Origin of the sequence: Bacteroides ilei (genome assembly GCF_900128495.1) — a bacterium.
In the GTDB taxonomy this organism is placed as follows: Bacteria; Bacteroidota; Bacteroidia; order Bacteroidales; family Bacteroidaceae; genus Phocaeicola; species Phocaeicola ilei.
Genome location: NZ_LT635801.1, coordinates 1,417,970 through 1,443,395 on the forward strand (window position 1 = coordinate 1,417,970; position 25,426 = coordinate 1,443,395).

Annotated in this window: 24 protein-coding genes; 6 read left to right on the forward strand and 18 right to left on the reverse strand. The window is 45.4% G+C overall.

What is annotated here, in order from left to right:
• Positions 1-34 precede the first annotated feature (34 nt).
• From mobV to BQ7489_RS06200, 6 genes are all read right to left on the reverse strand, one after another.
• Positions 35-1,492, reverse strand: a complete 1,458-nt coding sequence (mobV, locus tag BQ7489_RS06170; protein WP_004294369.1) for a MobV family relaxase — start codon at positions 1,490-1,492, stop codon at positions 35-37.
• 221 nt (positions 1,493-1,713) lie between these two features.
• Positions 1,714-2,556 carry a hypothetical protein gene (locus BQ7489_RS06180; protein WP_004294368.1) on the reverse strand — a complete coding sequence of 281 codons (843 nt, stop codon included), beginning with the start codon at positions 2,554-2,556 and terminating at the stop codon, positions 1,714-1,716.
• Complete coding sequence (locus tag BQ7489_RS06185; RefSeq protein ID WP_004294367.1) at positions 2,553-3,137, reverse strand: hypothetical protein; 585 nt, start codon at positions 3,135-3,137, stop codon at positions 2,553-2,555. Before BQ7489_RS06185 ends, BQ7489_RS06180 begins: the two co-directional genes overlap by 4 nt.
• The gene (locus tag BQ7489_RS06190) at positions 3,134-3,532 is read right to left on the reverse strand and encodes a hypothetical protein (protein WP_004294366.1); all 399 of its coding nucleotides are present in this window, start codon (positions 3,530-3,532) and stop codon (positions 3,134-3,136) included. Before BQ7489_RS06190 ends, BQ7489_RS06185 begins: the two co-directional genes overlap by 4 nt.
• Positions 3,533-3,542: 10 nt before the next feature.
• Positions 3,543-3,995 carry a hypothetical protein gene (locus BQ7489_RS06195; protein WP_004294365.1) on the reverse strand — a complete coding sequence of 151 codons (453 nt, stop codon included), beginning with the start codon at positions 3,993-3,995 and terminating at the stop codon, positions 3,543-3,545.
• Positions 3,996-4,021: 26 nt separating this feature from the next.
• Positions 4,022-5,062, reverse strand: coding sequence for a hypothetical protein (locus BQ7489_RS06200; protein WP_004294364.1), 1,041 nt, complete (start codon positions 5,060-5,062; stop codon positions 4,022-4,024).
• A 245-nt stretch (positions 5,063-5,307) separates the two neighbouring features.
• Here BQ7489_RS06200 and BQ7489_RS06205 point away from each other — a divergent pair, with 245 nt between their 5' ends.
• Entirely contained in the window at positions 5,308-5,940 is a 633-nt protein-coding gene (locus tag BQ7489_RS06205; RefSeq protein ID WP_004294363.1) for a recombinase family protein, read from the forward strand.
• Positions 5,941-6,388: 448 nt separating this feature from the next.
• On the forward strand, positions 6,389-6,670 hold the full coding sequence (locus BQ7489_RS06210; RefSeq protein WP_004294362.1) for an HU family DNA-binding protein: 282 nt from the start codon (positions 6,389-6,391) through the stop codon (positions 6,668-6,670).
• A gap of 183 nt (positions 6,671-6,853) precedes the next feature.
• Here the strand turns inward: BQ7489_RS06210 and BQ7489_RS06215 are convergent, their stop codons facing one another.
• From BQ7489_RS06215 to BQ7489_RS06245, 4 genes are all read right to left on the reverse strand, one after another.
• A complete protein-coding gene (locus tag BQ7489_RS06215) occupies positions 6,854-7,168 on the reverse strand; it encodes a hypothetical protein (RefSeq protein WP_004294361.1) in 315 nt (104 codons plus the stop codon).
• A gap of 472 nt (positions 7,169-7,640) precedes the next feature.
• Positions 7,641-8,330, reverse strand: coding sequence for a DUF1281 family ferredoxin-like fold protein (locus BQ7489_RS06225; protein ID WP_004294358.1), 690 nt, complete (start codon positions 8,328-8,330; stop codon positions 7,641-7,643).
• Between the two features lie 425 nt (positions 8,331-8,755).
• Positions 8,756-9,283 (reverse strand): hypothetical protein, encoded by a 528-nt coding sequence (locus BQ7489_RS06235; RefSeq protein ID WP_004294357.1) that lies wholly within the window; start codon positions 9,281-9,283, stop codon positions 8,756-8,758.
• 379 nt (positions 9,284-9,662) lie between these two features.
• Positions 9,663-10,043 carry a single-stranded DNA-binding protein gene (locus tag BQ7489_RS06245; RefSeq protein WP_004294355.1) on the reverse strand — a complete coding sequence of 127 codons (381 nt, stop codon included), beginning with the start codon at positions 10,041-10,043 and terminating at the stop codon, positions 9,663-9,665.
• A 210-nt stretch (positions 10,044-10,253) separates the two neighbouring features.
• Between BQ7489_RS06245 and BQ7489_RS06250 the strand changes: the two genes are divergently transcribed.
• A complete protein-coding gene (locus tag BQ7489_RS06250; protein ID WP_017140682.1) occupies positions 10,254-10,622 on the forward strand; it encodes a hypothetical protein in 369 nt (122 codons plus the stop codon).
• 179 nt (positions 10,623-10,801) lie between these two features.
• Here the strand turns inward: BQ7489_RS06250 and BQ7489_RS06255 are convergent, their stop codons facing one another.
• The 8 genes from BQ7489_RS06255 to BQ7489_RS06300 form a co-directional block, all read right to left on the reverse strand.
• Entirely contained in the window at positions 10,802-10,972 is a 171-nt protein-coding gene (locus BQ7489_RS06255; protein ID WP_004294353.1) for a hypothetical protein, read from the reverse strand.
• A 71-nt stretch (positions 10,973-11,043) separates the two neighbouring features.
• Entirely contained in the window at positions 11,044-11,331 is a 288-nt protein-coding gene (locus tag BQ7489_RS06260; protein WP_004294352.1) for an LPD11 domain-containing protein, read from the reverse strand.
• A gap of 476 nt (positions 11,332-11,807) precedes the next feature.
• Positions 11,808-12,065: a hypothetical protein gene (locus BQ7489_RS06270; RefSeq protein ID WP_004294351.1), complete on the reverse strand. Its 258-nt coding sequence runs from the start codon at positions 12,063-12,065 to the stop codon at positions 11,808-11,810.
• 4 nt (positions 12,066-12,069) lie between these two features.
• Positions 12,070-12,366, reverse strand: a complete 297-nt coding sequence (locus BQ7489_RS06275) for a hypothetical protein (protein ID WP_004294350.1) — start codon at positions 12,364-12,366, stop codon at positions 12,070-12,072.
• A gap of 12 nt (positions 12,367-12,378) precedes the next feature.
• Positions 12,379-12,711 (reverse strand): hypothetical protein, encoded by a 333-nt coding sequence (locus BQ7489_RS06280; RefSeq protein ID WP_004294349.1) that lies wholly within the window; start codon positions 12,709-12,711, stop codon positions 12,379-12,381.
• Positions 12,712-12,725: 14 nt separating this feature from the next.
• A complete protein-coding gene (locus BQ7489_RS06285; protein WP_004294348.1) occupies positions 12,726-12,902 on the reverse strand; it encodes a hypothetical protein in 177 nt (58 codons plus the stop codon).
• Positions 12,903-12,919: 17 nt separating this feature from the next.
• On the reverse strand, positions 12,920-13,213 hold the full coding sequence (locus BQ7489_RS06290; RefSeq protein WP_004294347.1) for a hypothetical protein: 294 nt from the start codon (positions 13,211-13,213) through the stop codon (positions 12,920-12,922).
• Positions 13,214-13,936: 723 nt separating this feature from the next.
• Positions 13,937-16,813, reverse strand: a complete 2,877-nt coding sequence (locus BQ7489_RS06300) for a sensor histidine kinase (RefSeq protein WP_162617780.1) — start codon at positions 16,811-16,813, stop codon at positions 13,937-13,939.
• 620 nt (positions 16,814-17,433) lie between these two features.
• Here BQ7489_RS06300 and BQ7489_RS06305 point away from each other — a divergent pair.
• Genes BQ7489_RS06305 through BQ7489_RS06315 form a run of 3 tightly spaced genes read left to right on the forward strand, consistent with a single transcriptional unit; the run spans position 17,434 to position 25,414 of the window.
• The gene (locus tag BQ7489_RS06305) at positions 17,434-20,547 is read left to right on the forward strand and encodes a SusC/RagA family TonB-linked outer membrane protein (RefSeq protein ID WP_072532047.1); all 3,114 of its coding nucleotides are present in this window, start codon (positions 17,434-17,436) and stop codon (positions 20,545-20,547) included.
• Between the two features lie 11 nt (positions 20,548-20,558).
• Complete coding sequence (locus BQ7489_RS06310) at positions 20,559-22,502, forward strand: RagB/SusD family nutrient uptake outer membrane protein (protein WP_072530319.1); 1,944 nt, start codon at positions 20,559-20,561, stop codon at positions 22,500-22,502.
• 38 nt (positions 22,503-22,540) lie between these two features.
• Positions 22,541-25,414: a SusC/RagA family TonB-linked outer membrane protein gene (locus BQ7489_RS06315; RefSeq protein WP_072530320.1), complete on the forward strand. Its 2,874-nt coding sequence runs from the start codon at positions 22,541-22,543 to the stop codon at positions 25,412-25,414.
• Positions 25,415-25,426: the final 12 nt, after the last annotated feature.

The following is a 25,426-nucleotide window of genomic DNA, read 5'->3' on the forward strand; positions in this document are numbered from 1 at the left end:
TGTTTATCCGATTCTTTATTATAAACCTTGCCATTCAACGCTTGGGCTTCTTGCCGATGGAAGGGCGCATCATGCGGCTCGCCATCCTCATGCAGCGAAGCGCCCATGCCCGGTTGTCCTCGTCTTCATCACGTCCCCATTTGAGGTCGCTTCCGCCACCTCCTCCGCCACGTGTTTCGGCAAACGTAGTGGCATCATCGACCATACCGAGAAAGAGCATCGTGGCGCAGCGCATGACTTCCGCTCCCCGTTCCGCCACGGAACGCACGAGCGTGTCGTCGAAAAGTTGCCGTTCGGAAGGCTTCATCCGCGCCGACAGTTCCCTCCACTCATCGACCATATTTTCCAGCATGGCGTCCTTGAGTAGGCTGTCCACTTTGGAGTGGACATCACGGGAGTATTCGTAGGCTTCCTCCTTGAGCTGTTCCGTGCGTTCCTCAATGGCATCCATGTTTGCCTTGAAGTCGGAAAGCTGTCGGTCGGCGGTTTGTAGCTTCTCCTGTTTGTCTGCCAGTTTCCCTTGGATAGCAGTCAGCTCTTTTTCGAGCTTTTCTTTCTCGGCAGATAGGGTCAAAGCATCATCTTTCCGGGTATCCATATCATTTTCGAGTGCCGACAGTTGAGCCTCTTTTTCGCTCTTCTCCCTTTTCAAGTTTTCCACCATCGAGGTCAAACCTTTGACTCTGCGCTCTGCCAGCCGAATGTCCGAATGGAGGGCGGACAGGACTTCCTGATGTCGGCCAATCTGTTGCTCAATGGTGGTACATTCTTCCGAGAGCATACGGCGGTATTCTTCCGTCGTCCTGTGCCGTGCGCCGGTCTCGGCGACGCTCCGGCCTCTCTCCATTCCCCACTTCGTGTTGACCTCGGCGAAAAAGTCCGTATGGAGCTGTTTCATCCTCGCGCTATATTCGAACTTGTCCTTTCCGGCGAATATCTCCTTGTACGCAAACCTCCCGTCTTTGATTGGCAGAAGCGTACAATGCACGTGCGGATTTAATTCGTCGAGGTGTACAATGAAGGCGGCTATATTCTGCTCGCCGTATCTGCCGCAAACGAATGCATAGACATCCTTCGCCCAACGTTCGATGTCGCTCTTCCTTTTGATGCGGGTATTGTCCGCACCTTTTTCAAAATCCACCTTCTGCGTGCCGAAAGCGAGTTCGTGCATCCGCTCCCGCGAACCGCCGAAAATGATGTTTACCACCGTGCGGTATTTCGGTTCAACCAATCCCTCGTTGGGGTCTTTGATCCCGCGACGGCCCAATATGTCCGCTATCCGTTCCGGGATATTGCGGCTCGTGTCGATGGGGCGAACCTTGCCTCCGGGCACAATCTCGAAGTTCAGATGTTTGCGGGTGGGGTCGTAGTTGCCCTTGCTCATGGCGTACTTCTCCGCCTCTTCGCTGCGATTACGCAGGTGTTCGTTGCCTTGGGCGGCGGTGATCCCTTTCGATACCTGAACATCGAGAACCTGTTTTGCATTTGCCATACTGTTTTCGTGTTGTTTCGGACAATTCCCCGTGTCCCAGCTTGCTGCTTGCTTGGACACTTCTCCCTGCGACGTCAGTCAGCAGGGGTATTAGGCTCCCCCTTCCCTTTGTTCAGTGGCAGACGGGCAAGCCCGGATGCCTGCTATAACTGGAAGGATATTTGAACCTGAACCGGGGAGAATTGCCCGTGGTTATACAATCTCTGTCCGCGAATCCCCGTTCAGCTTTCCTCTTGTGCCTTCGCCAGAAGCGATAAAAAGGGCTTGCGAAGCGATTCAAGGCGTTTTGTCTCTTCGTCCGTACCGAACTCTGTCCCGTCCGGCTTTCCTTCGATAACAAGCTCTGCAAGCTCTTTCGAGGCTTCGATGAACGCCGCCAATTCTCCGCCGAGGTCGAGCCGGAAGAACTGCACGAGCGGCGAGCCGTCGTCGAACCTCGATTTACGCAGTACCCGTCGCAGGGCGGCATGGGCGATACATTCCAAGACGATCCCACGCAGTCGTTCTTCTGACCGGACAGTCTGTGCCGATGTCGTGCCGGAAGGATTGTCCGGATAGATACGGCTGTCCCGTCCGGCTATCTCCGTCAAGGTCTGGTGAATGATTTGTCCGCATGATTTGCCTACATCGAAAGAGGTTGCCCTGCCGATAATCCAGTCGTACAGTGTTTCCTGTATCCTTGTGGCAAAGTCCGCTTCTTCTTGTCCGCTGTCCGGCATGGCAGGCGTGCCGGTCCGCAGGGGCATGGTAATGACGACGCTTTTTGCCAACCGGGTGCGTTCCAACTGCCCGAGCGCTTCGAGCGTGTCCAAAAAAGAGCGGACAGTAGCCCGATGCCAATGCCACTCCGAGGCAAGGTCGGAAACGGTTACATGGCACTGGCAGGGAGAGAGGTCGTAGTCCTGCCTTCTTAAAAACGGGGAGACGAAACCTGCCAGCGATTTATCCAACAAATCGTAGTAGGCTTCCGTCCTCGTCTTCCGCTCGCCGACTTTTTCTTTCAGGTAGTCGAACACTTCCACGTTCGCCAGTATGGCGGCGGGCGCTTCATTTCTATTTCTCATTTTCGTTCTGTTTTTGATGATTCATAATGTGCGGATAGTTTCAGGTTGCCATTATCCGCATTATCGTGGCAGCCTCGCGTGATGATATTATGATAACTGTCGGCTAATGCTCCGGGATATTCCAGCCATTCGAGGAATTTGCGCATGTCTGTCCTTTCGGACATGACTCTTGCAGACGGGTAGAACAGGGCAGCCAAAAGAACAAAGGAGATGGTTACGGACATCGTGTACAGATGTGGCACGAAGCCGATGACCAATGCCAAGAGCGCAAACCAGACGAAACGTTTCGGCCGGTCGAGCAGACCGCGCATCCATCGGTCCGCCCGCCGGAAAGAGGCCCATGCGGCACACACGATGGTAGATGGCACGACACCGAACTCACCGGGGTGTCCGCTCGTATAGACATAATGAAAGAGGAGCAGTACGATAAGCAACACATGGGCGTACAGCCTGCGGGCTTTTTCGCTCCACACCATCTTATCGTAGAATCTTGCCATGAAGTAACGCCTGCTTCTGTACAATAATGCCGGAAGGACGACAGGCATTGCAAGAAATACAAATTGTAATATAATCCAGGTCATAACAGGTAATAGGGTTTTGAAGGTATGTGAACGGACCGTACCACGAGTTCCAAGTGGACAACCCCGTGAGTGGCCAAGCGGATAATGGTCTCGGCGTCTTCGGCTGTCAGGGACGACGCGCCTTTCTTCATCCGGGCCTTGAATGTACCGTTCTGCTTACGATATGTAGCCAGTGCCGTGTCCAGATCATGCTCCGGAATCGTCCACGTCATGCCCCGGTTGTATGTGCCGTGCGGTTTGCAGGCACGCAGTACCAGTGTGCGGGACACCAGAAAGTCAGTCCGGTTGTTTCTCGGAATGACGTGCTCCTTGTAGAGGTTGTCATCGGCCACCTCTATCCACGTGCGATACGTGTTGATGCAGAAAACCATTTGGCGGTATATCGTGTTTCGCATAGTGCCTGTTTTACATGAAGTCCAACAGCACGTCCTCCTGATTCTTTTTGTACTTGAAGCTGCCGTTCCCGGCGTGGAGTTTCAGGTCGAGACACAGGTCGCCGTACATCAGCTCCAGCGAATCGTAGATCGTTGCGATGATACGGTTTACCTTGCCGTCCGCGTCTGTCCGGGCGTTCATCTTGAACATCTGTCCGAAAGCGGGATTGGAGTAGGCACAGGTGCTATGGCCGGATTTCTCCAGTCCGACCGGCACATGGTGGTAGAGCGTAATCAGTTCCATGTCGTCCTCGAATATGTCCATGACTTCCTCCAGATCATAGGAGTCCCGTAGCGGGAACGTGAGCAGAACGTAGTCGCCGTAAAATTGCGGCTCCTCCATCGTTGCCACATTGAGAAGCTGCGGCATTTGCAGGGGCACGAACGACATGAAGTCATCCAGAAAGTGTCGTAACATAATCATATATCGTTTATTTTGTGAATAGGCTTTTACAATGAGGCGATGAATATTTCCATGAGCATACCGGGCAGCTCGTCCAACCGGTCGCCTTCCGACGGCAGGATTCTGCGCAGTTTCTCGAACGCGGCAGGCGTTTCTGCGGCCATACTGTAAAGGGTTTCCTTATCTTCCGGGGACAATAGCGTCATGCAGAGGCCGTCCAAGGAAGCATAAGGTTGTAGAATCATCCAGACATAGGCTTGTGCCTGTTCGGGCGTTGTGACCTTCCCACGGCGTATGTTGTCAAGACAGGCACGCACGTTCTGAATCAGCCGACGGTCGGTACGTAAGGCCATGTATATCGTGGCGTCCTTGTAAGTGATTTCCTTGCGTCCGGCGGCGAAAAACACCTCGGAGCAGCATTTCTCCGTGTCACGGGTGATGTCGGCCATATTCGCTTCGCCAAGCTCGTACAACCCGGACAGGAAAGCCCGAAAAGCGGCATCCTCTTTTTCGATGAATCTTTTGAGGTCTCCGTTCCCGTGTATTCCGCTGTTCAGGGTTTCGGCAAGCACGTTACGATATGCTGACAGAATTTGCTCCTTGCTACCCCGACAGGCCGGACGTTTATCCAGTTCTGCGAAAAACGGACGGATCTCTTCGGCGGAACGGCACAATTCCACGTCCCCGGCATAAGGTGAGAAGCGTTCTTTCAAAACCAGCACTTCTTTGTAGGTGCGAGGTTTCGACATCGCCAGCCGGGAAAGTTCTGAACGGACGGAATCGTGCAGCAGAATGCACTCCTCTCGTATGTCGGAATGTGTCCGATAAGCCGTGTCCCGGTGCATGGCTGCGGTCACGGAGTCTTTCAAGGTCCGCCACTTTCCGATATAAGCGGTCAAGTCCTCAAAGGAAAGTTCTTTTTGCCCGCGTACTTCGGACAGATACTTCCGGTACAGATTGGCTGGAGTGGACTGGGCTTCGACCAGTGATTTGCCGTTCGTACTGTCGCATGATGTGAGCGTGAAAACGGCAGTAGAAACGGCAGAAAGTCCAGCAATGGAGAGTATGATTTTTAAGTATGATTTCATATGATTTATAGTTTGATTTTGTATTTATCACCGCAAATCTAAGTATAAATTTCAAGATGTCAACCGCCGAAATTTATTTTATAAGCTATTTTTAACATTGTACTTAATAGTTTGATTTTCAATGAAAACAAGTGAAGATAACGGGATATTCAGAGGGTTTCTCATACTATTTTTGCTCAAAGTATGGTTTAGTTTAAAATAAAACTCTTACATTTGTACTTATTATCATAGAAACGCACAGTGATATGGCAAAAGTAGGTTACATATTCAAGGCGGACCGTTACGACGGACTCGAGGCTGACAAAGAGTGGATGGAGAAGTACGGTTGTGTACAAGTGATAGAGGAATCGGTCGATAACGAAGCACTGCGTCCCAAATGGAAACAGCTTGTAGCGAATCTCGAAAGAGGCGACGAAATCGTGGTGGCCAAATTCAGCAACGCTCTCCGTGGGTCGCGCGAATTGTCCGCGTTCATCGAGTTGTGCCGAATCAAGGTGGTGCGTATCATATCCATCCATGACCGGATCGACTCGCGGGGAAAACTGTTCCCCGAAACGACGGCTGCCGATGTGCTGGAGATGTTCGGGGCGCTTCCCGAAGAGGTGGCGGTATTGCGGTATTCGTCCGCGCATGTCATGAACCTGCAACAGAAAGCGAAAGTCCCGAAAAAAACGATGAAGGCGATGGATAAGGCCGACCGGGAGAATACCATCGTTGATATGTATGTCAACGGTCATTCTTTCGAGGACATCATGGCGGTAAGCGGGTACAACAGCCGGAGTTCGGTGTTCAGCGTGCTCAACAAGCATGGTGTCGAACTGAACCGGGGAAAATTCAAAGGGCCGTTGGGCAAACGTAAACCGAAAGACGGGCAATAAGCCTTTATTCTCGCCGGATTAAAATGAAATATTTTTTGAGAATTAGGGCTATATGCTTTCTATTCTCGCTGATTTTTAGTATCTTTATATTAACTTTAAACATTGTAGAATATGGGAGAACTTATCGTTTTTATAGTGGTTTTCTATGTTATCGGAAAGATTCTGAAAGCTATTTTCGCTGGTTTCAGCAAGAGTGATTACCATCATGACCGGTAAACGGTGGCCGGGGCTTGCCTGTCCTGACTGCAGGATACGGACTTGCATGCTTTTGATGTCCCTTTCCTCTTATCGGCGGCTTTCCGCTTGTCTGCGGGAATAGAACGGTTCGTGCCGAAGGAACATCGTGAGGTAAAAGGGGGTTATCGTTTCCGTAATATTATCAGGCCGGCAATTCAGGCGACAAAGAGATATGTTATTATCTTTGCGACGGATTTTATAATAAAACAGTATGACAAAAGCGGATATTATTGCCCGGATCGCACAGGATACCGGAATAGAAAAGTCGGTAGCGACAACTGTAGTAGAGGCATTCATGGAGAGTGTCAGGGAGTCGATGATCGCCGGGAACGAGGTGTTCCTGCGAGGGTTCGGAAGTTTCATCCTCAAACAGAAGGCGGAGAAAAAGGCTCGTAACTTTTCAAAGAACACGACTATCGTGATCCCGGCTCACCATGTTCCTGCGTTCAAGCCCGCAAAGACATTCTTGGATGCGGTAAAAGAGGGAAAATAAAGAAAGTATAAACGGTTTTCTTCATAAGTGTGTCGGGAGACCGCTGTGCAATGGTTACACAGGATAACAGGACGCCGCGACTGTCTTTTGTGGACGGTTGCGGTATTTATTTTGCCGTATGTTATAAAAAAGGAGCTGGCACAAAGAGCCGGCTTTCATCGGCGGCTCTTTGTGTTTCCTTGCTTAATCCGTCACCTCGTAATAATAACTTAACTCGTCATCTTTCAGGTTCTCTACCGCATATTGACCTGCCTGCTCCCAAAGGGTGTTGTAAAGTGTCGCAAATTCCGGTTTCGTTTCATAATACTGCCAGATTTTATGATTGAGTACCAATATCAGTTCTGTGAGGTATTTATAGTTATCTTTCCATCCCTCGAAAGCACGTTTGAAAGTGTCTTTTATAGCTGACAGACCGAATCGGTCCGCTATTGAGAAGTCCTCCCAAAAAGTTGTCTGTAACTCGTAACCGTTTTCTCGCATAAATTCTCTAAATGTCATACGCTTTAAATTTTAAGTTTGAACTGTTTTTTGTTTTTCCCTTTGGTACAATCCCGTACCGAAAGGCTGATTATTTTTCTGCCCACGGGATTGGCGGCAAGTGCGGGCAAGGAGGCAACGGTAAATACGCTCTCCAACGAAGGCGGAGAGGAAGATTTTCCGGCTGCAAGCGCCAGCGGTCCTTGTCGGGACTGGTAGCCGACAATCGAACTTTGCAGAAACAATAACCGGGCTTTCGGCATGGAGTGTGTCTGGGAAACGGCTGTAAAGAGTAAAACGGAGAGGCTAAGGTGTTATAAGAGGATTGCTTTCCGGCTGGATAGCCGGAGTACAAGGGGGGGGGACGGACCGCACTTCGATAAAAGGGAAAAGGTTATGAAGATATAAAGGGGTAATTCCGGCAAAAGGATTCAGGACACATCTATTGCCAATGTATCCCGAACCCGTACCGGTCATTATCTGTACCGAATGTTTAGGAAACCCATTTGTAACCTTCGTCCGTCAGTTCAAAATATTCGTCCATTCCCGGTTTCACAAAAAACATGATTTCAAAGGCTTCGTTGCTTCCACCTTCGGGTATCGTCATGTCGATTTCTCCATTGCGGGCTGTTCCTCTTCCCGTATTGAAACCTAAGTCTTCGTCTGCATAGGCGTAATGAAATTCCACATCCGGAAATATTTCGGAAAGTTTTTGGATAAGCTGTGGCACGCCGTTCCATGCCGTATCGAACCAAAGTATGTTCGGCTCTTCAAAACTCTGGTTATAGGCATTCCATTTTGTACCCCATGTGGCGATAGACCACTCAAACCAAGTGGGATAACCGTACTTTTTCCGGTTTTCCAGATACGTTTCTCCAAGTTGCAGCGCTTCTTGTCTGTCTTTTTCCGCCAATCCTCTCATCCATTGAACGGCTCTCAAATCGTCATCGTCCAATAAAAAATAGAATGGCTGCCGCTGCATTGCTTCGAGACATCTCATACCGAAATCTCCACTACTGTTTTTTTCTATCAACAGTTCTTCGGGCATAGGAATGATGTTGTTGAAGTCGATGTAACAAGGCGTATTGTCATCATCGGTTTTACCTTTTAAGAAATTCATTACTTTTTGTACTGTTTCCCGGTCTGCGTTTATTTCTAAACGGTTTGTCACATGATTAGGCATAATCTTAGTTTTTTGAAATTGTTAATACTTATTTCCCCTCTTGTCGGCTCTTTCTTCCTGAACCGCTTTTGGGTTTTACGGATGCGGTACATGGCTGTCGGGAAAACTTCATACGGTGGCTTTTCTTGCCAAATTACTCTTACCCCTGTAAGGAAGAATTTTGCAAGAAATGCACTTCAAGCCACCGGATCAAGTGCGACGGCCTACCTTTGCATCTGGTAAAACCAAACCGGTGATGGAAAGAAGAAAAGACGGGAGATATGCGAAAGACCGGGGTCGGTATAAAGGGTGGATATTGCTCCGTGAGTGATTATAAAAAAGGAATAGGGCTGATTATAAAAGGTGACGGTTCTGCGTTCGGCCATTCGATAAAGGATACCGCAACCACCTCTGGCGGGTGCATTGCGGTATTTGTGGACAGCATTTTATGCTGCTTTGTCCGGCTTGCGCTGCCTTGTTTTCCAGCCGTACACGGCGGCTACATACGGATAGAGGGAACGTGTTCTCCGGCGGAAACCTTCTTCGTCGATTTCACGGTTGTAAATCTTATCGGCGATACGTTCCGCTTCGTCACGGTCTTTGGCGATACGATATAAGGCGTAGTTCGTACCGTCATGATGGCCCATCCGTCCGCGAATGTTGTAGCCGTCGCCGTACCATTCTGCATCGTCGCACTGGGATTTCAAAATATCGGCAATGGTGCTGCCCAATATTTGATAGCCTTGTCTCCGGCCTTTCCATAATCCCAAGTTGCCGAACACGACAATAATGCCGTCCACTTCTTTATTTAGGTTGCTCCGTTCATCATCCAACCAGCGATATACTTCTTCAGCCCATTCTTCGTCGCTGACCTCGTAACTGTCATCGTCCAATATTTCCCTCTGGGAATTTTGATAGTATTCTTTTGCCTTTTCGTCCAACAGGTCATAGCTTGACCAAATTATCTGTTTCATACGCTTTGAATTTTAAGTTTGACTTTCATTTTTTATCCCTGCCTTCGGAGGGTTTCCCTCGTCCGGCGGAATTTGATTTTACGTGCGGACCACAAGGCGGACAGAAGGGAAATAAGGCAAGGAGGAAGCGGATAGTCCCGTGGACGGTTTCATTTGTGTTGAACAAGTATTGACGAGCTTGCGAGTTGATGGTTGTTAACCACAAATGAATCCGCGCCTTGCCGATTCCCGACCGCCTTAACTTTGCACGGGAAAATCAATGGACGACGGCGGACTCTTCGTGTGGAGTATGAAGGAGTATAAAAGTGGGGACGTTCCGGAACGGTAACGAGCAAAACAAAAGCGGCTTCCAAGCCGCTTTGTCCGGATAAGGCAGAGGTTATTTCTTGCCTTTTCCCGGTTTCTTTTCCGGCTCGGCGGGAGTTTCCTCCTTTTCGACGGCCGGATAGAACTTGGTGGTGACCATCACGATACGGCTGTGCTTTACGCCGTCCTTGTCGGACCACTCTTCGGGTTTGAAATAGCCCTCCACGGTCAGGAGCGTACCTTTGGTCAGTTGGTCGAACGAACCGGCATTCTCTTTTTTGCGCCATGCTTCCATGCTCATTAGAGCTGATATGCGGCTGGTTTCATCGCCGTTCTTCTCCTGACGGCTGATTGCCAATGGGAAACGTGCTACACTGGTGTTGGTGAACTGGCGGATTTCAGCGTCCTTTGCTACGAATCCGGTTACTACGAAACTGTTCTCGATCTTTTTCATTGCGATTGTTTTTTGAAGTTAATAAATCATTTTTACGGTGCGGAAAAAGTAGGTGCAGTCAAGGGGATGCACCAAGGATAGCGCATAAATACTCTTTATTTTGGAGCGCAGCCCCAAACCGAAGGCCCGATAAAGGAAGATTTATGCGGTACGCCATTGGTCAAGGCCGCATGGCCGTTCCCGTCTGCATACTAACTTTGCAACGGAATAATGATGATGACTTCGATAGAAAACGGTCGCGAAAAAGACGAGGCAAGACAGATCGTGGCGGATTTTGGTTCGAAAGGACTTGTCCGCCTGACAACACAAGGGACGGCTTATTCCGGCATGAAGCCGGGAAGAATACCAGGGATAGGAAACATGCCGTTCACTGGCAAGATGGAAACGGCACAAGCGGGTATGCCGTCCGACCAACCCATAGGGCTGCTTTTGCGGTGGATTTCAACGGATGGAGAGCCGACAATCGGCGTGTACGGTGTATCAGTGTGGGGCTGTCCTGCCTGTTCCCGGTCGAAGGAATGGAGAAACGGCAAAGGGAAAAAGGCAGGACGCTGCCTTGTGTGTAAAGCGGCGAGGTAGCGTTCGTGCGAGTGAACGTTCGATATAAAAGGATATGGCGTAGCCAGAAGGTATAAAGGGGTATTTCCGAAGGAAACGGTATGAGCGTATGTTCGAAAATAAAAGAGGGTATCGCACCGGCATATCTGTCTTAGCCGGTGTAAACGGGCTGAAACTGATACTACAGCCCGTTACTGTATTTACCTTTTTTCTGTTTCGGTCTGTAATTCTACCGGCTCGTCATCCCATGTCAGTTCTTTGCCGAGAAGTTTGTAAACAGTCCCTTTGGGGAGTTCTATCTCGATTGGTATGTTGTACACTTCTTCCAAATACTCCCAATGCCCACAACGGGCTTTTCGGGCATAATCCATTCTGTTCCGTCTTTATTTACTGCCAACCATGCCATAATATTACATTTTTAATCTGTTTCTTTGTGATAATTTTATTCTTCTTGTGTTATCATTCTCTTGCTGTATTCCAAAATTTTATCCATCGTAAGCCACTCCGGTTTTTCGTCCTCTTTGAAACTATCATGCAGTTTTATCATAAACTCAATTTGCAATTTTTCGTCACCAGCCCATAAGGATTTGGGGTGTCTGTTACCGTAATTAAGGTAATACTCACAATCTGACTGTAAGCGTCCTAATAACTGGTATCTGAAAACTGAATCTCTGTGTATTACTTCGTCTACCGTTACTCTTCCATTTGAATTTGTTACATCGTTTGCCATAATCTATAAAATTTTAAGTTTTCTTTTTTTCCCTCTTGTAGCACCAACTACTTTCGGGCCTGATTTAATTATGTCGCCTCGAAAGGTGTCATGGCTCTTTATGCAAGGTTTTACGATTAAATACTACCCGTGCGAAGCGGAGGGTGGAGATTTTGTCGTGAACCGTCAGGCTTGACCTTGCATACAAGAAAGACATGACAAGTACCTTTGCGACACAATTCATATCAGGCAGCCCGAAAGCGATGTGCGAATACAGGGAAGAGAAGGTCTCTTGCAAAAGGTCCGATAGTTTATATAAAAGGGTTGCAGCGAAAAGAAAAATATAAATGGATATTCCAGGCTGTATAAGAATTTTGATTGTGAGGATAAAAAAAGGTATTGAGCCAGCATGTTTATCGTGAGAAAAGAAACGGGCTGCAACTGGCAGTTCCAGTTCAGCCCGTAAAAGTACATCGGAGGTCTCTTGCCTGTTCCCGTCAGAAATGGGCTACCATAATCCGATGTTTGAAAATTCTGTTTTTATTGCTCGGTCGCCGTTGGTTTATCCAGATATGGTGTGCTCCGTATCCGAATATGAAATACTCATCGAGCGGGGTTTCGTTCTTCAAGCGTTCCATACTTGCACGAAGTTCGGTTTCATCGACTGAAAGAAGAATCGTGTTCATGATTCGGAAATAGATTTCTTCCGCTTCATCGCTATAGCGGCAAAAGACGTGTTCGATTGTTACATTCATAGTTCTATTGGTTTGATTGAGGTGTTTCGGGTACATTAGTCATTATTGATTCTCCGTCTTGATTGAAAATCTCTATTGTCGGGTTGCCGTCGTTTTCTTCGGGGAGCATGAATTCCGATGTATCGGTCAATGCTTGCCACTCTTCATAGCAAAGACGGTTGTCAATGATGTTCGACACGTCCTCACAGTTCCATGAGCGGACGATTGCCTCGGCTTCTTCGTAACTATTTGCTTTCACACTGAAATAATCCCGTTCCCAACTTGTAACCTTACGGTCTTGATAAAATTTGTATTTTCCCATTATCCTTGTTTTTTAACTGTTTACTTCTACAATATCCTCGATTCTGCCATATAGTATCGAGCGTAATGCTGTTTTGTCAGTAGCATAATACTCGTGAATACTTCCGTACTGTTTGACGAAATACCGTTTGAGAACGTCGGAAAAGTCAAAGTGATAACCGCTCAAGGCAATTCCACGTTTGAAATAAATGCTCTCTCGCACGTTACGGGTAATCCAGTTTTTTTCTTCCCGGTTTAACTTGCCTCCGTTATTCAGGTGTACCCGCAATTTGTAAACCTTGCTGTCCTGTAATATCTCCAGTTCGGGAATGTCCCATTTGACGAATTTTGTTGCTATCTGTATCATACGTTTGCTATCGTTTAATCATGGATAACCACTTCATCACGGTATTCTGAAATTTCCTTGCCGCTTTCAAGGCAGACAACTATGGTATTGCCATAGTCGCCCACAATTGTGCCTTCCGTGTAACCTTTATATGGATCGTGTAGCGTGCAGGATAAGCCGATAATATCGCTGTCTTCTTCGTATTCGTACATAGTGAATGTGTTTTAGGTTACAGTTTGATGTTCCATTTGCCTTGCGAGAATATCCGAAAGCTCACGTATTCGTCCTCTAACTCGTATGTCAGTATGCGGATATAGATTTTGTCTTTGGCTGCCAAAGAGGCTACCAGTTCATCAATTTCTTTTTCCGGGTATTCCCAACGGGAAGAAAATTCGGCATCTACCGTGTCGCCATACCGGTTGACAAGGCCGTTGAAATTATCGTCCAGAAATGCCTCTATCTTATCGAGGTCCTGTTTGTTTTCCGTACTTGCGTGGAAAATGTTTGTTGCATAGTTTGCCATAACTCTGAATTTTAAGTTTTCTTTTTTCCCTCTTGTAGCATCTGCTACTTTCGGGTTTGATTTAATTATGTCGCCTCGAAAGGTGTCATGGCTCTTTATGCAAGGTTTCACGATTAAATACTACCCGCGCGAAGCGGAGGGTGGAGATTTTGTCGTGAACCGTCAGGCTTTGACCTTGCATACAAGAAAGACATGACAAGTACCTTTGCGACACAATTCATATCAGGCAGCCCGAAAGCGGATGTGCGAACACAGGGAAGGGAAGAACTCGTATAAAAGGTTGATGGCTTATAAAAAGGGGGTGCAGCGAAAAGAAAAATATACCGTAGAATGTTTTCTCTTTGTGCTGTACAATAGGGAACGGAGTATTTTAATGAAGTCTGGGAGAAGGTTTAGTTTAGTCCGTTAGCCTATATATATGCTAAATCAAAGTAAACTATATTTAGGCAGACAAATTTGCCTGCCTATAAGTTTTTCCTTACCTTTGTATGAACTAAAGAAGACTTGTTTTTCTTTTGGCTGCAATGGCTCTTGGAAGCTCAAATGTAACTGTCGAACGAGGAAAAAAATTCTGGAAGGAAGCTGTTCAAGAAGTCCCGATTATAAGCAAGTGCAAGGAAAGAAACAGAGTGAAAACAAAAAATCGGGAAATGACTTTAATTAGCAATTTTGTTTCTTATTTGTTCCTCAATTAAAATCATAAAATTTTCAATAATTTGATTTTCAGACTATTACATGTAGTATTTTTGAGGAATTAAATTTATTGTCAAAATATTCCGGATCGATCCATACATTGAGTTTATCCAGATCAGAAATGACTTGCAGTGATATCTGTTTGTTTTCTGCCTGATAGGATAAAGTTTCGGTCAGTTTTTTTGTAAATTCCAGGATATCGGTATTATGGAATGTGAGGTGCATTTGTCCTTTATCTATCTTACGTATATCCATCAACTGGTTGATCAGGTGAAGAATACGTTGTGCATTCCGGTTGATCAGGATGTATTTTTTCTGACGTTCCTTATCATTGTCGGTAGCGATCAGTTCATTAAGCGGACTGATGATAAGTGACATCGGGGTACGGATTTCATGTGATATATTAATGAAGAACTGGAGTTTGGCTTCATTGATTTCTTCGGCATGGATGTGTTCCATGATTTTCTGCCGGGTCCTGTAATGATTCCGTATCTGATTGAATATCAATGCCAGCAATCCGATTGTCAGGGGGATGTAAAAGAAAATGGCCCAACTGGATTCATACCAGGCTGGATGGATATAGATGGTGATTTCCTTTACTGCCGATTCAATGGAATGGTTTTTGGCCTTGATACGCAGTATATACATTCCTGGATTCAATTCACTGAATGAAATCTGGTTTGTTCCAGGCTGCATGATTACCCATGTCCCTTGGTTCATGGAGTACATGAATGTCTCGGGTTTGCTGAAGTCTGTCATTGCAAACTCAATGGTAAATGAATTGTCATTATGGCATAGGTCTAACCGCTTGGCCTCATAGATGGAATGTTCAACCACCGCATAGCGCCCCGAGCGTGTATTCTTGTTTACCCGTTCATTGTGTATGTAGAATCCGGTAATACGGACGTTAGGTAGGGTTGTCGGTTTTGTAATTTGGTTGGGCATGAATTTGATAACCCCCATGGTGCCTCCGAAGAAAATTTCACCGGCTGCGTTAGTGAAGGCTGCTCCACGGCTGAATTCACTGTTCTGCAGATCGTTTGTATAGGAAATGAATTGGTGGCTTTGGGCATTGTATTGTGCTATTCCCTGATTGGTGCTTATCCAGATGTTACCGTTCCGATCTTCTTCTAAAGCCGAAATGGAATTGCTGGGCAGTCCGTCTTGGGTTGTGAATAGAGATATTTCCTTGGTCCGGGCATTATACAGGTTCAGACCGTCGGATGTTCCCAGCCAGAAATTCCGGTTTTTGTCGAATAAGATGGATGACACGATACTGTTGGCTGCCGTAAACTTTTCATTGAAAGGTTTGATGAAGGTCATATTGTTCAGGTCAAGGCAACATAATCCGCCGAATGTCCCCAGATAAAGGCGGTTGTCTGTTTCATCGAAATAAAGTTGGTTTATCCAGAAGTTCGGTAGTTGTTTCTGCTGTAACAATCTGTTCAAATCTTTCCTGGTTTCTGGAAAAGGATTGGTTGCATAGGTATCCAGATCCAGGTAGAACAGGCCTCGTCCCATTGTTCCTATCCATAAACGTCGGTTGTTATCTTCTATAATGGAATAGACTCGTTTGGCCTGATTGTTTTCTGTATCTGTTAGAGGAATATAGTTACATTCGCCTGTTTCTTTATTTATTCTGGCCAGTCCCTGCATGTAGGATCCTATCCATAAGTCGCCTTTTGAATCCTCATAAAAGCAAAGTATGGTTGATGGGACAGAGTGTGGAGACGATGAGTGTATAAAATGACTGATCTGTTCACCCTTTTCATTCAGTTTATAGATCCCGTCATTATCGGTTCCTATCCAGATGTTCCTGGCTTGGTCTTGGAATATGGCCATGATACAATTTTTCCCTATCGTATTGAAGTATGGTGAATTCTGTCCCCAATAGATGAAGTTGCTTACCTTATGCGGCAATAAAAGTACTCCTTTCTGGTAGATACCTAACCATAGATTCCCATAATTGTCTTTGTCGATAGTATGAATCTTAGAATTTTGCAGATCGAATACGGGAGATACCAGATTGCTCGGTTTGAACTTTCTATTAAGTGTGTCATAGATGCGTAGCCCATAGCCGTCTGTTCCAATATACAGTTCATTGGGAGAGTTCATGTATAGTACTTTGATCGGTTTGTTGGCTAGGGAAGGATCCATGATCGGGATAAAACGTTTCTGGAGTTTATCGAACATGAAGATTCCGTTTCCGTTTGTTCCGGCATAAATGTTTCCCTGGGTGTCTACACATAAGCATGTGACTGGAGGTATTGTAGTCTGTCCAAGAGGGTATGTTACAATTTTGCCGTCAGGATAGATCTGATATATGCCGAAACTTTCCGTTGCCAGCCAGATACAGTTGTCGGTTGTCTCTATTGCGGCGTTTATGATTACAGGAACATTTATCTTTCTGTTTGCCGTATATATCGTATCTTGTCCGGGAAGCAGATATTGTATGCCATGTCCACTTGTACAGATTAATAGTCTATGATCTTTGAGTTCTTTGATGTCTTGTATGTGTGCACTGATTATCTTTTTCTCGGGTGTAACAATAGGGATATCCGTGAAGTTTTCGGTTTCGTAGTTGTAACGTTGGAGGCCTTTCAGACTTCCGATATATAGTTCTCCCTTTCCATTCTCGAAAATTGTACGCACATAGTCATTCAACAGCGAGGTTGAATCTGTTCTGCTATGCTTATAAATGATGAATTTGCTTCCGTCGAATTTGCTTAACCCACATTCCGTGGCTATCCATACAAATCCTTTGGAATCTGAGTAGACCTGATTTATCATACTGCTGGACAATTCTTTTTGTGTGGTAAATAGATTACCTGTCTGTCCGGAAGCAGTTGAAGGGAATATCAACAGTATTAAGATTAATGGTAATGTCAGTAATGGTGGTTTCTTCATGTCTGTCCTATTTTTATGCAAATATAGGAAATATTTCAGTGAAAGGCTTGATTTTGTCTGCTTATCTGACATTAGGCCTGTTTGATTTAAGCTGGTTGCAGTCGGGAAACTGATATGTTGTTGAAAGGATTTGAAACTTAAGCTTTAGTTTCCTTCTGGATGTAAAATTGTCTCATCCATTTGTCTTATTGTCTTTTTTGTGGCTGGTTGTCAAAGATGAATTGTTGCTCATGTATATCGATTTTATTTATAGGCCATAATGGATTTTGTTATAAAAACAGCTTTATTTTTCGGAAAAAATCCTATATTGTTTTATCTGTTATGTATCAATGTAACATATATAATAAAATATGTTACTCATATTAGGTGTTAATGTAACATTTATCATAGTATTGGTAATCTTAATTTTGTCCTATATATTGGATATGTTATAATTTTGTCTAGTTATGTAATGGATGTTTAATCTTAAATCAAGATGGTTATGAAATATGTAATTGATGACAGTTGATGTTGCTGTCTGTGTGTGAAGAAAATTAATTCATAATTAATTAAATTAATATGCGATGAAAAACATAAGACAACAATTTTTGCGAACGAACCCTTTGTCGGAAGGAAGGGGGATGGCGCTGAGAGGAATCTTATTTGTCTTTTGGGCATTGTGCAGTTTGGCTGTTTCCGCCCAGAGTTTTACTGTGACGGGTAAGGTTCTCGATAGCAATGACGAACCCTTGATAGGGGCTGCTATTGTATTGAAAAATAATACGTCTGTAGGTACAGTAGCCGATTTTGATGGTAATTTTACATTGGTGGTTCCCGATAAGGATGCTGTGCTGACCATTTCTTATCTGGGTATGACACCTCAGGATGTTAAGGTAAACGGACGTAAGGTAATCGTGGTGAATCTTAGAGAAGATTCGGAGATGCTTGAGGAAGTGGTTGTTGTGGGATATGGCCAGCAGAAAAAGGAATCGGTTGTAGGTGCCATCACCCAGACAAAAGGTGAGGTCCTCCAGCGTGCCGGAGGTGTTACCGATATCGGTGCGGCTCTGACGGGTAATCTGCCTGGAGTTATCACTACGTCAAGTTCTGGTATGCCGGGCGAGGAAGAGCCCGAAATCGTAATCCGAGGTGCGAGTTCATGGAATAACAGTGCCCCTTTGGTATTGGTTGATGGTATTGAACGTCCGATGAGTTCGGTAGACATCAGTTCCGTCCAGTCTATTTCTGTATTGAAGGATGCTTCGGCCACTGCCGTATATGGTGTGAAGGGTGCCAATGGTGTTATCCTTATTACTACAAAACGCGGTCAGGAAGGAAAGGCTCAGATTGATGTTTCTGCCCAGATGACAATGAAGGTTCCTTCCAAATTGCCGAACAAGCTGGATTCCTATGACGCATTGATGGCACGTAACGTAGCGGTAGAACATGAATTGGCCCTTAGCCCCTCTTCATGGGATTATATTACGCCGCTGTCTGTCATTAACAAGTATCGTTATCCGGCTAATCTGGCTGAAGCTGAACGTTATCCGAATGTCGATTGGCAGGATGTCTTGTTCAATAATTATGCGATGTCATATAATGCCAATCTGAATGTCAGTGGAGGTACTAAATTCGTGAAGTATTTTGTGGCTGCCGATTTCGTACATGAAGGCGACTTATATAATGTAGCGGACAATGGCCGTGGTTATACTTCCGGTTACGGTTATAACCGTATCAATGTGCGTAGTAATCTTGATTTCCAGTTGTCCAAGACGACCGTCTTCAAAGTAAATATCGCCGGTTCCAATGGTGCCAAGAAGACTCCGTGGGGATATACGAATTCTTCCGATTGGGGCGTAGCACAGTATTGGGCCGGTGCATACAGTACTCCTCCTGATGTATTCTTGCCACAGTATTCGGACGGGACATGGGGATATTACCCGAATGTATCCAATGTCTCGAATTCTGCCGCATTGATGTCATTGGCCGGTTCGATGAGTACTACCACTACCCGTATCAATACTGACTTTACGCTGGAGCAGGATCTGAGCTTCATTACAAAAGGCTTGAATGCCCGCGCAATGATTTCCTGGGACAACGTGTTTGTTGAAACTAACCGTGGTGTGAATGACTTGTATCATGATGCTGTCTACAAGTGGATTGATCCGGCTACGGGAGTTGAATATTATGATCCTTCTGAGTATGATGGGAACGGATTCGATCCGTTTGATCCTACTTTATGGACTACGAGTGGCGGTGAAGTCGATAACAATTCTACCCAACGTAATTTGAATTACCAGATTCAGTTGGATTGGGCGCGGGAATTCGGCGACCATAACATTACCGCAATGGGACTGTTCAGCCGCCAGGAGACTGCTACGGGTAGTGTTATTCCAAACCGTCGTGAAGACTGGGCTTTCCGTACCACATACAACTATGCCAACAGGTATTTCTTTGAATATAACGGAGCTTATAACGGTTCTGAAAAATTTGCTCCTGAATACCGTTTTGCCTTTTTCAATTCGGGTGCTGTAGGTTGGATGATTTCTGAAGAAAAGTTCATGAATTTTTCCAAGAAGTTTCTGGATATGTTGAAGGTACGTGTATCGTATGGTGAAATTGGAGATGATAATGTAACCGACCGTTGGTTGTATCTTACTCAATGGGCTATAGGCGGTGGTACTAATGGTTCTACTCCCATGGGATTGACGCAATCTTTGAGTCCTTATACATGGTACCGTGAATCGGCTGTAGGTAACTCGGACATTCATTGGGAAACCGTCCGTAAGTTTAATCTAGGTATTGATTATTCATTCTTGGGAGGTCTGTTTGCAGGAACAGTGGAAGTTTTCCGTGACCGTCGTACGGATATCATTGTAACCGGTGACAGCCGTTCTGTTCCACCTTATTTTGGAATGACGGCTCCGGCTGCTAATTTGGGTGAAGTGAAGACTCACGGTTATGAGTTGGAACTGCGCTTCAATAAGGTGTTGGAGAACCAGATGCGTTTCTGGGGTAATTTCAGTATGACGCATGCCAAGAATGAGATTATCAAACATGATGACCCGGCTTTGGCTCCGGCTTACCAGAAAGATGCGGGATTCAGCATCGGTCAGACCCATGCCTATGTTGATACCGGTCATTTGAATACATTCGACCAGATTTATGGTAGTCCTCAACATGATACGAACGATAACCAGAAGCTTCCGGGTGACTATTATATCATTGACTTTAATGCGGACGGGATCATCGATTCACAGGATAATATTCCTTACGGTTATTCCAGTACACCGCAGAATACATATAACGCTTCTATCGGTTTCGAATGGAAAGGATTCAGTGCATTTGTACAGTTCTATGGAGTAACGAATGTGACCCGTGATGTTACATTGACCAGTTTTGCCAACCGTTTGAATACCGTATACGATCAAGGTACATGGTGGTCGAAGGATAATACCAATCCGGATGTCGTGGTACCACGTTTTACAACTACTCCAAGTTATAACACGGGTACACAGAACCTGTATGACGGTTCATATATCCGTCTGAAAAATGCGGAAATAGCCTATACATTTGATGGCGGATGGGTTAAGAAACTGGGGATCCGTAATTTGAGAGTGTTCTTGAACGGCAATAACTTGTGGGTATGGACCCGTATGCCTGATGACCGTGAATCCAATTTCTCCGGAGCCAGCAATCAAGGTGCCTATCCTACAATGAAACGTTTCAATTTGGGTATTAAATTCACATTATAATATAGAAGGCCATGAAAAATATATATAAGACATTGTTGTACAGTAGCCTGTTTGTATTTGCCTTGGGTATGTCGTCTTGTGAAGATTATCTGGACAAAGATCCGGACACCGTTGTGGCTGAAGGTGATGCATTCAAGACTTTTACGAACTTCCAGGGGTTTGTAGAAGAAATATACAACTGTATTCCAGACAAGACCAATTGTTACTGGACAACTTCTTTTAACTGGGGAGATGATGAAATCATGAATACTGAAGCCGACTGGCACATGGTTCATCAAGTTGATATAGGTAATTTCTGGGCATGGCAAGGTGGAATGATGGGACAGGACGGATGCTGGCTGGATGCGGCACGTACTTGTAATCCTACATCAAGTGACCGTATGGACCATCGCTTGTGGGCGCATGCCTGGTATTGCATACGTAAAGCCAATATGGGACTGGCGAACCTGAATCAGTTGACCGATGGAACTCAGGAAGAACGTGACCTGATAGCCGGACAACTTTATTTCTTCCGTGCATGGTGGCATTTTGAAGTGATGCAGTATCTGGGAGGAATGCCATATATAGACCAGGTGCTGGAATCTGACGGTTTGAATCTGCCTCGCCTGAGCTTTCAGGAGGCTGCCGTAAAAGCTGCCGCCGATTTTCGTCAGGCTGCTGATTTGTTGCCTATAAATTGGGATAATACGACGGTAGGTGCACAGACATCCGGACAGAATGACTTGCGTATCAATAAGATAATGGCTCTTGGCTATTTGGGAAAATGCTATTTGTGGGCAGGTAGCCCGTTGATGGAGAACGGTGCCCAGACGGGTGGTTCAAATACATATAACTATAATAATGAATATTGTAAGGAAGCGGCAGAAGCTTTCGGCGAATTGCTGACATTGGTGGAAAGCGGCCAGACACAATATGGATTGGCCGAATTCAAGTATGACGATGTCTATGACCATAAACGTTCCAGCAGTGCTTCCTCCTGCTATAGCGATATTTTCTATACATCCGGACAGGGATGGTTACAGCCGGGATCTATTGAAGCCATATTCCGTGGGCCGGCATTCGGAATCAACATAAGCCCGTATCAGGCTGCGAAAACTTACGGACCTAAAATGAATAATGTTGTGCCGGATGATAATGTGATTCATCAGCCGACTGCCAATTATGTGAATCTTTATGGTATGGCTAACGGTTACCGTCTGGATGATCCGAGGGGCGGTTTTGACAACACTCATCCTTTCCGTGACCGTGACCCGCGTTTTTATCATGATATCGTTTTTGACGGGTTTGAATACATCAACGCTTCTGTAGGTAATGATATGAGTGCCTATAAGTACAGCCAACTTTATACAGGAGGTAATGTCAGGGCTGAACTGAATGGTAGCCGTACCGGATATTTTACCCAGAAACTGGCACCTCATACGGTAAACAGTTATGATAAGCTTCAGGACTACAGCAATAACCTGCAGATGTATGTACCCTATATGCGTTTGGCTGATATCTATCTGATGTATGCTGAAGCATGCGCTGCGTTCGGAGGGGCTACCGGTAAGGCATCGAATTTCCCGAAGACAGCAGAAGATGCTATCAATACATTACGCGACCGCGTCGGTATGTCGCATGTACCCGCTGATTATACCGGCAATAGAGAAACCTTTATGGATGAAGTACGTCGTGAACGGGCGGTGGAGCTGGCTTTTGAAGGCTTCCGCTTCAATGACCTGCAGCGCTGGCTGCTCTTGACAGAAGCTCCTTATACAGTGAAGACATCCCAGGAGTTTGACCGTGTATATGACGACGCATGGTACGAAACCAACGATCCTAAAGATGCTGAGGTAAGAAACTGGAGGGAAGAGGTTATACTGACCCGTGAGTTCCAGGCTAAGCATTACTGGTTCCCGCTGAAAACATCTGATACATATCTGTATGAAGGTTTTGATCAGAATCCGGGATGGTAAGCGAAAGCAGAAAATGTATAATTTAAAAGATTGGAGAAATGAAACATATACATATAAGATTCATCCTTTCGGCAGCCATTGTAGCTTTTTCCCAAAATTATATGGGAGCACAGGAGGTTGCTGAACTGGAAACGGATTCGTTGAATGCTGCAGACCCGTCGGTTCAGATTGCTTTTCGCAAAGTAGCAGAAAGTGATTTGACAGGTGGTGTTTCGGTAATCAATATGCAGGAATTGAATGATAAGAATTACAGCACTTACAGCCTTGATAATCTGCAAGGATATGTAGGAGGATGGAATGGAAACTCTTTGTGGGGTATGGACGGTGACAATGCCGGATATCTGGTACTGGTAGACGGGGTTCCCCGTGATGCGGACAATGTACTTCCAAGCGAAATAGAACAGATAACTTTCCTGAAAAGTGCCTCTGCCGTAGTGCTTTACGGAAGCCGGGCTTCAAAGGGGGTTATCTATATTACTACCAAACGGGGCAAGGAGCAGGAAAAGCTGCAGATTGACGTACGTGCCAATACCGGTTTTTATGTACCGAAAAGTTATCCGAAGTATTTGGGATCGGCCGAATATATGACTCTTTATAATGAGGCTCTGGCAAATGACGGACTGGACCCGCTGTACAGTGATACTGAGATCTATAATTATGCTTCCGGTGCCAATCCGTACCGTTATCCGAATGTAGACTATTATTCTTCCGATTATTTGAAGAAGGCTTATAACCGCAGTGACGTTACAGCAGAATTTTCGGGTGGGAACAAGAGGGCACGTTTCTATTCGAATATCGGCTATTATCGTCAGAGTGATATCTTTAATTTCGGAGAAGTAGCCAATAATTATACAGGACGTCTGAACATACGTGGTAATGTGGATGTGACAATCAATGATGATATCACAGCTTTTGCCAATGCAAATGCCACTTTTTATGATACCCGGTCGGGAAGAACTACCTATGAAACGGAAGATGGTGAGACATATGATTATTGGACAGAAGCAGCCAGTATGCGACCTAACCGTTTCGCTCCTCTGATCCCGTTGAGCTATATTGATCCGAATTCATTGGCAGCACAGACTTTGATGGGGACGAACAGCAATATTTTTAATGGGTATTTCCTGGGAGGAAGTCAGGTAGACCAACGTAATATCTTTGCCGATTATTATGCTGCCGGTTATAATAAATATACCAGCCGTCAATTCCAGTTCGATACCGGACTTGATTTTAAGTTGGACAAGTTATTGAAAGGGTTGTCTTTCCACTTCCTGTTTGCTGTCGACTATGCAACATCCTATAATACATCATATGATAATGAGTATAGGATATATACTCCGACGTGGTCGAATTATAACGGTTCCGATTTGATTACAGATTTTACTTATGAAGGGACGGATAAGAAAACCGGTCAGCAGACTATCAGTGGAAGTACGGATAACCAGACTATAGCCTTGTCGGCGTATTTTGATTATAAGACAACGGTCAACAAGGTTCATAACTTGTCGGCTATGTTTATTGTGAACGGATTCCAACAAACCTATTCCGGCGTTTATCACCGTACAAGTAATGCCAATCTGGGTATTCAGTTAGGGTATAATTATAAAGGAAAGTATTATGCCGACTTCAGCGGTGCCGCCGTTCATTCGGCAAAGCTGGCTGAAGGACATCGTAACGCTTTCTCTCCGGCATTGACTTTGGCTTGGAAATTACATGAAGAAGATTTTTTGAAAGATTCTCCGGTAGTGGATGAATTGATGCTGAATGTTTCCGGAAGTATCCTGCATCAGGATATCGACCTTTCGGATTATTATATGTACGCTGCCAATTATACACAGGCCGATGGTGCCTGGTGGGGATGGCATGATGGAACTTCATTGCAATCAACCAATTCCATACATGGTGCCAATGAGGATCTGACTTTTGTAAAGCGTAAAGAATTTACTGCAGGTCTCAGAACATCTTTGTGGAACCGGCTGGTAACTGCTGATGCGAACTTCTTTATCAATTCGGTTGAGGGATTACCTATTCAGTCAACTTCTTTGTTTCCAAGCTATTTCTCTACTTATTATCCGGAAGCGTCGTTTGTTCCTTATGTAAACTATAACAACAACAAACGTATAGGTTTTGATTTTGCCGTAAACTTCAATAAAAAAGTGGGTGAAGCTGATCTGTCGCTTGGCGTTACAGGGACATATTATAATACGGAAATCACCCAACGGGACGAAAACAATGAATACGAATACCAGAATCGGGTTGGAAAACCGATTGACGGAATTTGGGGATTGGAGTGTCTGGGCTTTTTTGAAAGTGATGAAGACGTAGCCAATTCACCTACACAAAATTTCGGAGGTACGGTCCGTAAGGGAGATCTGAAATATAAGGATCAGAATGGAGACGGTGTAATCGACAGTAAGGATGAGGTTTATCTGGGTCGTGGGGCCTGGTATGGTTCTCCATTTACTTTGGGCCTTAATTTCACTGCAAAATGGAAGAATTTCACTTTCTTTGCACTTGGAACAGGTGGTTTCGGAGGGTATGGAATGAAGAGTAGTTCTTATTACTGGGTTTATGGTGACGGTAAATATTCGGAAGTGGTACGTGGCCGATGGACTGAAGAAACGGCTGCTACGGCTACTTATCCACGGTTGACCACACAGACCGGTGACAATAACTTCCGTAATTCAACCTTCTGGCTGTATAAGACCAATCGTTTCGATCTTGCGAAAGTACAACTGACTTATGATTTTCCGAAGAGACTGCTTCAAAAGACATTCTTGAAAGAAGCGGCTGTGTATGTGAGCGGTTCTAATCTGTTGACTATTGCGAAAGAACGTGAATTACTGGAAATGAATGTAGGTTCTGCACCACAGACACGTTTCTACAATTTGGGTGTTAAGATAGCTTTCTAATCATAATAAAGG